This is a genomic window from Cyanobium sp. Cruz-8D1 (assembly GCF_024345975.1).
In the GTDB taxonomy this organism is placed as follows: domain Bacteria; phylum Cyanobacteriota; class Cyanobacteriia; order PCC-6307; family Cyanobiaceae; genus Cyanobium.
Genome location: NZ_JAGQCD010000015.1, coordinates 1 through 12,057, shown reverse-complemented (window position 1 = coordinate 12,057; position 12,057 = coordinate 1). Strand labels below are relative to the sequence as shown.

Genomic DNA, 12,057 nt, shown 5'->3' with positions numbered 1-12,057 from the left:
GTCAAGGGCCCGGCAGTGATAGCCACGACAGGCCTTTGAACCGGCCGAAGTCCTGATCGAAGCTCACCAGCCGCCAGCCTCCGTCGATGGCCAGGGCGGCCAGATGCACGTTGGTGCAGAGCCGGGGCGGCCATGCATCCTGGCTGAGCAGATGGCGGAACACGGGCCAGCTGGCGGCGGCCTCGTCCACCAGCCTCACCCCCGGCTGCTGCAGGAACGCCGCCTGAACGTCGCTGGCCTGGCGAAGGCTGAGGGCCGCCTCTCCCATCACGCGCGGCTGGCTGAGCAGGCGCACCAGACCCAGGGCGGTCACGGTGGTGAACAGCACGGTGTCAGCCGCCGCCCCCTCCCAGTAGCGACAAGCGGCGTCGTGGTGACTATGGCCACGCCAGGCCAGCGCCAGCCAGATGTTCAGATCGGGGAGATCCGCCGGCGCCTGCAGGGGAGTCATTCCTCCTCCAGCAGGGCGAACAGGCCGGCGTTGGACAGCTGATCCGGCGTCAGGGGCAGGTCGGCCTCGATCCGGGGGAGGTCGGCGGCCCGGCGGGCCCGGGTGTCGCGGCCGTGGCCCGGGTCCACCAGCCCCTGTTCCACGAAGGAGCGCAGCAGCTGCTTCAGCGTGGTGCCCTCCAGCGCCGCCCTGGCCTTGAGGCGTGCGAACAGGGGATCGGGCAGCTCCAGGGTGGTGCGCACGGCCAGGCAGGCGAAGATGCGCATTTTAATGCGCATTCGCCATGCCCCCTTCCATGGCCTCTCTCAGGCGCTCTCCGCCCCCAGCAGCGGCTCACCCAGCTGCAGGCATGAACAACCTGGGGGAAAGCACCATGTCCCAGCAAACCCACCAGATCACTGAGCCGGGGGTGGTAACGGCTGGCCTCCATACCCGCCGGCAACGTCGGACAGGTGCGCCTGGAGCAGCAGGGACACACCAACAGGGGCAGCAGGTGCTTGATCACCAGCGGCGTGATCGGCGCAATGTCGATCACCTTGTGCCAGCAGGGCGCTGGATCCTCACCCTGCTGCAATCTGCCGCAGCGGAGGCATGCGTTGGGGTGGTGCTCCACCACCTGGTCCACCCGCTCGATCGGCAGCGGCTCTGGCCGGATCCGGCCTGGCCCGGCTGGCCACCCCGCTTGCGGCTACAAACCTTGGGCCGTTAGGACGGCTCGAACCCAATGCCGTCGCTGGAGGGAGGCTTGGAGGAGTGGCGAGAGCTGCAGCCAATCCGGTCCCGCAGGCTGGCCAGTTCAGCGGCCAGGGCAGTGAACTGGACGCGCAGCTCCTCGTTCTGCTGCGTGAGTGACTGAATCATCTGCCGCAGAGCAAGGATGAGCGTTCTGTTGCTGGCAGGCATGAGCGGCCAGTTCGCCTCTGAAATCCCGGCCTGGGATGTCCTCATCACAGGCGGTCACTGCCTGAGATGCAACAGGGATATAAACCGCAGCCAAAGGCTTGGCAGGGCAATGGTCGCCACGAGCATTCCCGGTCGCCCAACGTACACTCAACTAGTAAGTATTCTCAAACACAAAAGCATGTAAATAATTGCAAATTTGGCGCAGGGCATTGAGATGGCTCTGGCTTGTTGGCTAGGGTGTGCGTCTGATATTTCGAAACAGGACAGTTCATTATGGCTATATTTGATCCTCTTTCGCGCTACCGGGCCGAGAGCACCGCCTACCAGGCGATCGACCTGGTGCCCGGCGCCGCCGGTGTGGTCACCATCAGCGGCCTGAGCAGCGTGGCCAATGGCTCGGTGGCGATTGACCTAGGCAGCAACGTCTTCCGCTTCTATGGCGCCAGCTTCAGCGGCAACAACCAGCTATACGTCAGCGAAAACGGCCTGATCAGCTTCGGTGGGGCTGAGCCGAGCCCGGACAACAACAATTTGTTTGGCTATGAGGCCTATCGCATCGCTCCGCTCTGGGACGACTGGGTCACCAATCGCAACACCAGCGTCAATGATCTGGTGCTCTATCAGTTCCGTGATCTCAACAGTGATGGAACGACCGATCAGCTGGTGATCGAATGGAACAATGTCTACAATAATAACGTCCCCGAGAGCGATGGAGCCACCTTCCAGGTAATCCTGTCGCTGAACACGGGCGCCAGCAATGGCGACATCGTGTTCAACTACGTGGATCTGGCCGTCGATGGCGACAGCGGCGACGGCAACTTCAACAACGGCGGCAGCGCCACCATCGGCATCCGCTCCGGCCAATCAGGCACGGTGAACACTCCGCTGCTGGTGAGTGTGGATGGGCAGCAATACAACGCCTTCGACCAGCTGGTGCCCAGCACCTTCCCCGTGTCCAGCGGCTCGGCGATTCGCATCTCCACGCTGCCCAATCCCTCCAGTCCAGCCCCGGCCCTGGTAAAGGACATCAACACGTTGCGGATTGGCTCCAACCCTTCCCAGCTGCGGGTGTTCAATGGCGCCCTGTACGTGGTGGCTGATAACGGTGTCAGCGGCGACGAGCTGCTGCGCATTGACGCATCAGGCGCCAGCAGCCTGGTGCGGGATGTGTACCCAGGCCCTGCGGGATCCGGAGTTCGGGGGCTCACGGTGGTGGGCAGCAACCTCTTCTTCCTCGCCTTCGACGACACCAATGGCTATGGCGTCTGGAAGAGCGACGGCACCACTGCCGGCACCACCCTGGTGCGTGGTGGGTTGAGCTCCATTACTAGGGACTACAACTCTGCCACCACTGTGGCGGCCAGCAGCGGTAAGTTCTTCTTCCGCGGCTACGACGACACCAACGGGCTTGAACTCTGGGTGAGCGATGGCACCACCGCCGGCACCCAGCGCATCAGCAACATCGAAGCGGGGAGCGGCTGGAGCGAGCCCGACAACCTCACCGACGTCAACGGCACCCTTTACTTCACAGCCACCACCAGCACCGGCGGCCGCGAGCTCTACAAGAGCGGTGGCACGGCGGCCACCACGGTGTTGGTGCGAGCGATCGCCAGCGGTGCGCCCAGTTCCGACCCACGGGAGCTGCTCAACCTCAACGGCACCCTTTACTTCACCGCCAACGACGGTGCCAGCGGCCGCGAACTCTGGAAGAGCGACGGCACCACTGCCGGCACCGTGACCGTGCGCAACATCAACACCACGGCCGGAACGGGCAGTGATCCGCTCAATCTCACGATCCTGGGCAGCACGCTCTATTTCTTTGCCAACAGCGGCAGCGGCTACCAGCTCTGGAAGAGTGATGGCACCAGTGCTGGCACGGTGCGCGTCAGTACCAGCTTCTTCAATGCCGATTTTTGGTCAAACGAAAGCTTCAATCTCACCAACATCAACGGCACCCTCTACTTCTCCCAGCAGGGTGCCACCACCACCGAACTCTGGAAAAGCGATGGCACCACGGTGACCAAGGTGGCGGATCTGCCCAGCTATTTTAGTTTTATTTCTGGATTCACCAATGTAGGGGGCATTCTCTACTTCAACCTGGGTGATGGTGACGCCAGCACCGGCCGCGAGCTCTGGAAGAGCGATGGCACCGCCGCCGGCACCATGCTGGTGCGCGATGTGGTGCCTGGTACCGCAGGCTCCAACCCAAGCCAACTTACGGCCTTCAATAACAAGCTTTACTTTGCTGCCGCCAGCGAGAATGTATTCACAACGGAGGAGCTCTGGAGCAGCGATGGCACCGCCGCAGGTACGGTCTCGCTGGAGCTGGATCCCCGCACAGTAGGGTCCGACATCTCCACTCCCCTGCTGTTCAACGGCAAGCTCTACTTCGCTGCCAACGATGGCGTGCTCGGCAAAGAGCTGTGGACCAGCGATGGTACCGCCGCCGGCACCCAGCTGGTGAAGGATGTTCGCTCGGGTGAGGCTGGCAGCGACATCAGCGCGCTCACGGAGATGGGAGGCAATCTCTATTTCTTCGCCTACGATGACATCAATTTGTATGGCCTCTGGAAGAGCAATGGTACTGGCGCCGGCACCACTCTTGTTAGAACCGTTGATCCATGGGCTTTTTTCAATAGTCCTATCATCAGTGCAGGCAATCGCATCTATTTCAATAATTACAGCGCCACTGCTGGATGGGAGCTGTGGAGCAGCAATGGCACTGCCGCCGGCACAGCTCTGCTGAGAAACATCAATCCTGGTGCCGCCGACTCCGACCCAGTGCTCGTGAGAAATGCCGTTCTCGGTAATACCTTCTTCTTCACGGCCTTCGATCCCACCAATGGCCGGGAACTCTGGAAAACGGACGGCACCACCGCCGGCACCAGCCTGGTGCGCAACATCAACCCAGGCGCTGGGGATTCCAATCCCGACGGATTAATTGTTTTTAATGGGGCACTCTACTTTGCCGCCTCCGATCCCACCTACGGCCGCGAACTCTGGAAAACCGACGGCACCACGACCAGCCGAGTGAAAAACATCAGCCCTGGTGCTGGCGGATCCAATCCTCAGAATTTCGCGGTTTTTCAGGGCAGTCTCTATTTCACGGCAGTAGACGACACGGGCTGGCAGCTCTGGAAAACAGATGGCAGCACCGCCGGCACAGTTAAGGTTACAAACTTTAATGCCTCTGGCCCGATGGCCCAGCTCACAGCGGTGAACAACACCCTGTTTTTTACCAACAATAGTGGCACTGAACTCTGGAGGACAGATGGCACCACCGCTGGCACCACCATGATGAGTGGTGCACCCTGGGCGAGCCTGGCCGACAGTGCGGCGCTCTCGGATCTCACCAACGTGAATGGTGTGCTCTATTTTGCTGCCTTTGATGCCACCAATGGCCGTGAATTATGGCGCAGCGATGGCACAGCCGAAGGCACCTTCCGGGTCACCGATCTCAATCCCCAGGCCCCACTGGGCTCTGGCCTGGGCAACGCCAACCCCAGCAACCTGATCTACGACGCCAGTCGCAACAAACTGTTCTTCACCGCCAGCGACTGGCAAAGCGGCGGCGAGGGTTACGGCAACAACGAGCTATTCAGTATTGATATCAACAATGCCCCCACTGATATCGCCCTCAGCGCCGGCACTATCAACGAAAACGTGGCCGCCAACACCGTGGTGGGCACCTTCAGCAGCACCGATCCAGACACGGCCAATACCTTCAACTACAGCCTGGTGGCTGGCAGCGGCGCCACCGACAACAGCGCCTTCACGATCGTGGGCAACCAGCTGCAGATCAACGCCAGCCCCGATTTTGAAACCAAGAACAGCTACAACATTCGCGTTCGCACCACTGATCAGGGCGGGTTGAGCTTCGAGAAGGCCCTTACGGTCACGGTGAACAACGTTAATGAGGCGCCCACCGATCTGGTTTTCGGCGGCAGCGGCACAGTGGATGAAAATGCCGGCCCCGCCCTGGTGCTCGGCAGCCTGAGCACGATCGATCCCGACAGCCCCACCACTCCCCAGACCTTTGCCTACAGCCTGGTCGCCGGCACCGGTGACTCCGATAATTCCGCCTTCTCGGTGATCGGCAACCAGCTGGTGCTCAACGCCCCCGCCGACTTTGAAACCAAGAGCAGCTACAGCCTGCGCCTGCGCAGCACCGATCAGGGCGGTCTGTTCACCGACAAGGTGCTCACCATCGCCGTCAACAACGTCAATGACGCCCCCACCGATCTGGGCTTGAGCGCCAGCAGCATCAACGAAAACGTGGCTGCCAACACCGTGGTCGGCAGCTTCAACAGCGTTGATCAGGATGCCGGCGACACCTTCACCTACAGCCTGGTGGCGGGCACCGGCAGCACCAACAACGGCGCCTTCAACATCCTCGGCAATCAGCTGCGCATCACCGCCAGCCCTAACTTCGAGGCCAAGAACAGCTACAGCATCCGGGTGCGCAGCACCGACCAAAGCGGTGCCTTTGTGGAGAAAGTGCTGCCGATCTCCATTCTCAATGTCAATGAATCGCCCACCAACATCAGCCTCAGTGCCAGCAGCGTCGCCGAAAACGTGGCGGCCGGCACCTTGGTGGGCACCCTCAGCAGCACTGATCCCGATGCCCCGCTCACACCGCAGAGCTTCAGTTACCGCTTGATCACAGGCACCGGCTCCACCGATAACGCCGCCTTCGAGATTCAGGAAAACGAGTTGCGCCTGCGCAACTCCCCTGATTTCGAGCTCAAGTCCTCTTACAGCATCCGGGTGCAGACCCGCGACCAGGGCAACCGCACCTTCGCCAAGGTGTTCACGATCTCGGTGACCAACCAGCCTGAGGCACCCACCGATCTGGCCCTCAGCGCCAGCAGTATCGATGAAAACGTCGCGGCAAACTCCGTAGTCGGCACCTTCTCCAGCACCGACCAGGATGCCGGCAACACCTTCACCTACAGCCTGGTGGCTGGCAGCGGCGCCACCGACAACAGCGCCTTCACGATCGTGGGCAACCAGCTGCAGATCAACGCCAGCCCCGATTTTGAAACCAAGAACAGCTACAACATTCGCGTTCGCACCACTGATCAGGGCGGGTTGAGCTTCGAGAAGGCCCTTACGGTCACGGTGAACAACGTCAATGAGGCCCCCACCGATCTGGTTTTCGGCGGCAGCGGCACGGTGAATGAAAACGCCGCCCCCGCCCAGGTGCTCGGCAGCCTGAGCACGATCGATCCCGACAGCCCCACCACTCCCCAGAGCTTCGCCTACAGCCTGGTGAGCGGCAGCGGTGACGGCGACAACACCGCCTTCTCGGTGATCGGCAACCAGCTGGTGCTCAAGGCCTCCGCTGATTTCGAAACCAAGAGCAGCTATAGCCTGCGCCTGCGCAGCACCGATCAGGGCGGTTTGTTCACCGAGAAGGTGCTCACGATTGCCGTCAACAACCTCAACGACGCCCCCACTGATCTGGGCTTGAGTGCCAGCAGCGTCAATGAGAACGTGGCTGCCAACAGCGTGATCGGCAGCTTCAGCAGCACTGACCAGGATGCCGGCAACACCTTCACCTACAGCCTGGTGGCCGGAACCGGCGCTACCGACAACGGCGCCTTCAACATCCTGGGCACTCAGCTGCGCATCACCGCTAGTCCCAATTTCGAGGCCAAGAGCAGCTACAGCATCCGGGTGCGCAGCACCGATCAAAGCGGTGCCTTTGTGGAGAAGGTGCTGCCGATCTCCATTCTCAACGTCAATGAAACGCCCACCAACATCAGCCTCAGTGCCAGCAGCGTGATTGAAAATGTGGCTGCCGGCAGCCTGGTGGGCACTCTTGGCAGCACCGATCCCGACCATCCCCTTACACCCCAAAGCTTCAGCTATCGCCTCGTCGCCGGCACCGGTGCCACCGACAACGCCGCCTTCGAGATCCAGGAAAACGAGCTGCGCCTGCGCTCCGTTCCCGATTTTGAGCTCAAGTCGTCCTACAGCATCCGTGTGCAGACCCGCGATCAGGGCAACCGCACCTTTGCCAAGGTGTTCACGATCACGGTGACCAACCAGGCCGAGGCCCCCACCGATCTCAATCTCAGCGCCAGCAGTCTGAATGAAAACGTGGCCGCTGGCACCGTGGTGGGGAGCTTGAGCAGCACCGACCAGGACGCAGGTAATACCTTCACCTACAGCCTGGTGGCCGGCAGCGGAGCCACCGACAACAGCGCCTTCACGATCGTCGGCAACCAGCTGCAGATCAACGCCAGCCCCGATTTCGAAACTAAGAGCAGCTACAGCATCCGGGTGCGCAGCACCGACCAAGGCGGTTTGAGCTTCGAGAAGGCCCTTACGGTCACGGTGAACAATGTCAACGAGGCGCCCACCGATCTCGCCCTGAGCGGCAGCGGCACAGTGAACGAAAACGCTGGCCCGGCCCTGGTGCTCGGCAGCCTCAGCAGCATCGATCCCGACAGCCCCACCACAGCCCAGAGCTTCAGCTACAGCCTGGTGAGCGGCACGGGCGATACCGACAACGCTGCCTTCTCGGTGGTCGGCAACCAGCTGCTGCTCAACGCCCCCGCCGACTTCGAGACCAAGGGCAGCTACAGCCTGCGCCTGCGCAGCACCGATCAGGGCGGGCTGTTCACCGAAAAAGTGCTCACGATTGCCGTCAACAACCTCAACGATGCCCCCACCGATCTGGGCTTGAGTGCCAGCAGCGTCAATGAGAACGTGGCGGCCAACAGCGTGATCGGCAGCTTCAGCAGCACTGACCAGGATGCTGGCAACACCTTCACCTACAGCCTGGTGGCCGGCACTGGCGCCACCGACAACGGCGCCTTCAACATCCTGAACAATCAGCTGCGCATCACCGCTAGTCCCAATTTCGAGGCCAAGAGCAGCTACAGCATCCGGGTGCGCAGCACCGACCAAAGCGGTGCCTTTGTGGAGAAAGTGCTGCCGATCTCGATTCTCAATGTCAATGAGTCGCCCACCAACATCAGCCTCAGTGCCAGCAGCGTCGCCGAAAACGTGGCGGCCGGCACCTTGGTGGGCACCCTCAGCAGCACCGATCCCGATGCCCCGCTCACACCCCAGAGTTTCAGCTACCGCTTGGTCGCCGGCACCGGCTCCACCGATAACGCCGCCTTCGAGATTCAGGAAAATGAGCTGCGGCTGCGCAACTCCCCTGATTTCGAGCTCAAGTCCTCCTACAGCATCCGGGTGCAGACCCGCGATCAGGGCAACCGCACCTTCGCCAAGGTGTTTACGATCTCAGTGAGCAATGTCAATGAAGCCCCCACCAGCGGCACTGACTTCTTTACCGCTACCACGTCGGTGGATACCCTTCAGGGGCTAGGTGGCAACGATGGATTCTTTGTGGCTACTGGCGCCCTCAACAGCGGCGACAGCTTTGATGGTGGTGCCGATGTTGACCAACTGACCTTATCTGGTGGATCGTCAACTCAGACCCTGACAATCGACCTTAACCAAGCCAATCAGTTTGTCAGCCTGACCAATGGACCTGCATTTTCCACCACTCCGATTTTCACGGGGTTTGAGGATGTGAATCTCTCCGGTTTTGCAGGAGCCGGTGTCCTGACTGGGAACAGTGAGGCTAATCGCTTCACAGCCTCTGCCCGCAAGGACATCCTCACCGGAAACGCTGGGGCTGATACGTTCGCACTTAACTCTCTTGGTCACTCATTGCTGACTGCCTTTGATGTGATCACAGACTATTCCAGCGCGGATCTGATCGATGCTCCTGGAGCGATTGCGGCAACACTCACCAATTCCAGCGGCAATGCCACAAGCCTGAGCAATTCTGCCATCGCTGCGGTGCTTACCTCCGCTGCTTTCCCAGCCGATTCTGCCAGAGCCTTTACCGTGACCGGCCAAAGCGGCACCTTCATTGCCTTGAACAACGCCACTGCTGGCTTCCGTAGCACGACCGATGCAATTCTGCATCTTTCTGGCTACACGATAGGAGCCCTCAATCCTGTAACCATCTTGTAGTCTTTCGCCTGTGTCCTGCCTGCCTGTTAGAGCTTGGCATGTCAAATCAGCTGCCTGAGCCCTTCTGGTTAGGCGCCTGTATTGTCATACGATATCGGCGATGCGAATGCCAGAGTGATCGGCAGCGTCAGAAGAACGGCGAGGCTGATCAGGGTAGGCACCGGCGTCACCACGGGAGCGGCATTGTTTCAGGACGCCGCGTATAGCCCCTTCAGTCCTTCCTCGCTGGCCGGCGCCACCCCCCGCTCGGTGATCAGGGCCGTCACCAGCCGGGCGGGGGTGACATCGAAGGCGGGGTTGAAGCCGTCGCTGCCGTCGGGCACCAGCTGCACGCTGGTGGGCTCCCCGGCCGCGGGCTTGCCGGCGATGCGGGTCACCTCCAGGGGGGAGCGGGCCTCGATCGGGATCTCCCTCACCCCGTCGCCGATCGACCAATCAATGGTGGAGGCGGGCAGGGCCACGTAGAAGGGCACGCCGTTGTCGTGGGCGGCCAGGGCCTTGAGGTAGGTGCCGATCTTGTTGCAGACATCGCCCGTGCGGGTGGTGCGGTCGGTGCCGACGATCACCGCATCCACCTGGCCGTGCTGCATCAGGTGCCCGCCGGCGTTGTCGACGATCACGGTGTGGGGCACCCCCTCCCGCCCCAGCTCGAAGGCCGTCAGGCTGGCCCCCTGGTTGCAGGGGCGGGTCTCGTCGACCCACACGTGGATCGGCAGGCCGGAGCGGTGCGCCTTGTAGATCGGCGCCAGGGCCGTGCCCCAGTCCACCGTCGCCAGCCAGCCGGCATTGCAGTGGGTGAGCACGTTCAGGGGCTGGCCGCGGCGCTCCTCGGGGCGCCGGGCGGCGATCTCCTGGAAGAGGCGCAGGCCGTGGTCGCCGATCGCCTCGCACATGGCCACGTCCTCCTCGGCGATGGCGGCCGCCTCGGCCTTCGCCGCCTCGGCGCGCTGCTCCGCTGCCAGGGGCAGCACGGCGGCCCGCACCCGCTCCAGGGCCCAGCGCAGGTTGATGGCGGTGGGCCGGGTGGCATCGAGGCGCTCGAAGGCCGCGGCCAGGGAGGCGTCGGAGGGGTCGGCCTGCAGGGCCAGCATCAGGCCGTAGGCCCCGGTGACGCCGATCAGGGGAGCCCCCCGCACCACCATGGTGACGATCGCCTCGGCCGCCTCCTCGACGCTGGTGAGCGAGCGGGTCACGAACCGATGCGGCAGCAGGGTCTGGTCGATCACGCCGACCGAGCGGCCGCCCTCCTCCAGCCAGATGGTGCGCCAGGGCCTGCCGTCGATGTTCATGGCGGTGGAAGGAAGGGGAGAGAGGCTCCGATCATCCCTGGCGGCAGGGATCAAGACTCCAGAAGCCCGTTCCTGGGCTCCATCCAAACCCACCGAAGGAGCGATGGCCCTGCTGCTGCAGGTCCTGCTCGCCACCCTCGTGCTGCTTGCCGTTTTCGTCTGGATCATGCCCAACCGGACGCCCAGGGGAGTGGAGGTGCTGCGCCAGACCCTCGGCTTCCAGGAGTTCCTACGCCGGGCATGGGCCCAGTCAAGGGGGATAGATTTTCTTTCCCCACACCCTTGGCCGTCCGAGGTGACTTCACGGCCTGCCCTTGCTGGCATCAATGTTCTGGTCGGCCTGCTGAGCGCCTGCGGGTCCGCTCCACCAGCGAAGGTCGTGGCGCCTGCCCCGGCGGAATCACCGCTGCTGGCTCCAATGAACAAGGCCAGGCAGGCTGTTGATCAGATCAATGCCGCCCAGGAGCAGCGCGACAAGGCGATCGAGAACGCGCACCAGTGAGGTCCGAGGTGCGCGCCCGCCCGGCCTTCCCAGCGGAACAGTCGCCCCTTGGAGTAGGGCCGCCGTTCAGGGGAGTCGAAGCGAAGCTGGGAGGCTGGAGCGGTGAACCCCAAGGCCACCTCCAGGGTGATGGCATGGCGGTGCCGGGAACCTAAGCCAGGCTCCCCCGGCCGGTTTCAGACGTTGCCGGCGCGCATCAGCCGCTGCAGCTGGCCACTCTCCAGCTCCAGCACCCGGCGGGCGAAGTCGGGATCCCGCTCCAGAACCGCATCGAAGGAATCCACCGGCACAGCCAGCAGGCGGGTGCCGTCGGCCTCGGCCACGATCGTGCTCTCCGAGGCACTGTGGGTGAGCACCTGCAGCTCATCAAGCACCCGACCGGGCTGGAGATCCTCCTCCCAGGTGCGCTCGCCGTCCCGATGCAGAACCCGAGCCCGGCCCTCGATCAGCAGCAGCAGTTCGCGGCAGGTGTCGCCCGTCTCGGTGATCAGGTCGCCCTTGGCAAACGTGCGCACGTCGGCCTGGGTGGCGAGGGCATCGAGGGTGTCGGCGTCGCTGCGGCGGAAGAAATCGCTGGTGGCCAGGAACGAATATGGATAGATCGTGCGCAGCCACGATCTTATCCGCAGTTGAACAAGCCTGCAACGTTGAGGCCCTGGGCCCACTGCAGAAGAATCAGGCCATTTTTCAGGTTTTCTTTGGCTTCTGCCCTAGGTGAAATGTCCTACAGACGGCAGCACGAACCGGTTGAGCTGTTGCACTCTCCAGTTTAGGCACGCAGACAGCCCAGCAGGCCAGTTCTGGTTGCGAACGGGCCATCATTGTCTGCAGGTGCTACTCACTACGGCTTATTTGCTTGCGCGTGTTGATGGATTCAAGCTGGCGCTGGGTTGATCTCTCGCACGCGCACC

General features: G+C 62.4%; 7 protein-coding genes. 2 read left to right on the top strand and 5 right to left on the bottom strand.

Annotated features, from left to right (window positions below; all coding sequences use genetic code 11):
- Position 1: 1 nt before the first annotated feature.
- The 3 genes from KBZ33_RS10630 to KBZ33_RS10620 form a co-directional block, all read right to left on the bottom strand.
- Positions 2-451 carry a TA system VapC family ribonuclease toxin gene (locus KBZ33_RS10630; RefSeq protein WP_315859189.1) on the bottom strand — a complete coding sequence of 150 codons (450 nt, stop codon included), beginning with the start codon at positions 449-451 and terminating at the stop codon, positions 2-4.
- A complete protein-coding gene (locus KBZ33_RS10625; RefSeq protein ID WP_254952956.1) occupies positions 448-717 on the bottom strand; it encodes a hypothetical protein in 270 nt (89 codons plus the stop codon). The genes KBZ33_RS10630 and KBZ33_RS10625 overlap by 4 nt, the downstream gene beginning before the upstream one ends.
- Positions 718-1,156: 439 nt before the next feature.
- The gene (locus tag KBZ33_RS10620) at positions 1,157-1,312 is read right to left on the bottom strand and encodes a DUF6444 domain-containing protein (RefSeq protein WP_254952954.1); all 156 of its coding nucleotides are present in this window, start codon (positions 1,310-1,312) and stop codon (positions 1,157-1,159) included.
- A 315-nt stretch (positions 1,313-1,627) separates the two neighbouring features.
- On the opposite strand from KBZ33_RS10620, the gene KBZ33_RS10615 reads away from it, so the two are divergent.
- On the top strand, positions 1,628-9,355 hold the full coding sequence (locus KBZ33_RS10615; protein ID WP_254952953.1) for an ELWxxDGT repeat protein: 7,728 nt from the start codon (positions 1,628-1,630) through the stop codon (positions 9,353-9,355).
- Between the two features lie 188 nt (positions 9,356-9,543).
- Here KBZ33_RS10615 and mtnA read toward each other — a convergent pair whose 3' ends face one another.
- Positions 9,544-10,644 (bottom strand): S-methyl-5-thioribose-1-phosphate isomerase, encoded by a 1,101-nt coding sequence (gene mtnA / locus KBZ33_RS10610; protein WP_254952952.1) that lies wholly within the window; start codon positions 10,642-10,644, stop codon positions 9,544-9,546.
- A 103-nt stretch (positions 10,645-10,747) separates the two neighbouring features.
- Here mtnA and KBZ33_RS10605 point away from each other — a divergent pair, with 103 nt between their 5' ends.
- On the top strand, positions 10,748-11,146 hold the full coding sequence (locus KBZ33_RS10605; RefSeq protein ID WP_254952951.1) for a DUF2207 domain-containing protein: 399 nt from the start codon (positions 10,748-10,750) through the stop codon (positions 11,144-11,146).
- 176 nt (positions 11,147-11,322) lie between these two features.
- Here the strand turns inward: KBZ33_RS10605 and KBZ33_RS10600 are convergent, their stop codons facing one another.
- On the bottom strand, positions 11,323-11,811 hold the full coding sequence (locus tag KBZ33_RS10600; RefSeq protein ID WP_254952950.1) for a Crp/Fnr family transcriptional regulator: 489 nt from the start codon (positions 11,809-11,811) through the stop codon (positions 11,323-11,325).
- Between the last annotated feature and the right edge of the window lie 246 nt (positions 11,812-12,057).

Coding starts and splice junctions, on each gene's coding strand:
- KBZ33_RS10630 (WP_315859189.1), bottom strand. CDS start 451: ATGACTCCCCTGCAGGCGCCGGCGGATCTCCCCGATCTGAACATCTGG.
- KBZ33_RS10625 (WP_254952956.1), bottom strand. CDS start 717: ATGCGCATCTTCGCCTGCCTGGCCGTGCGCACCACCCTGGAGCTGCCC.
- KBZ33_RS10620 (WP_254952954.1), bottom strand. CDS start 1,312: ATGATTCAGTCACTCACGCAGCAGAACGAGGAGCTGCGCGTCCAGTTC.
- KBZ33_RS10615 (WP_254952953.1), top strand. CDS start 1,628: ATGGCTATATTTGATCCTCTTTCGCGCTACCGGGCCGAGAGCACCGCC.
- mtnA (WP_254952952.1), bottom strand. CDS start 10,644: ATGAACATCGACGGCAGGCCCTGGCGCACCATCTGGCTGGAGGAGGGC.
- KBZ33_RS10605 (WP_254952951.1), top strand. CDS start 10,748: ATGGCCCTGCTGCTGCAGGTCCTGCTCGCCACCCTCGTGCTGCTTGCC.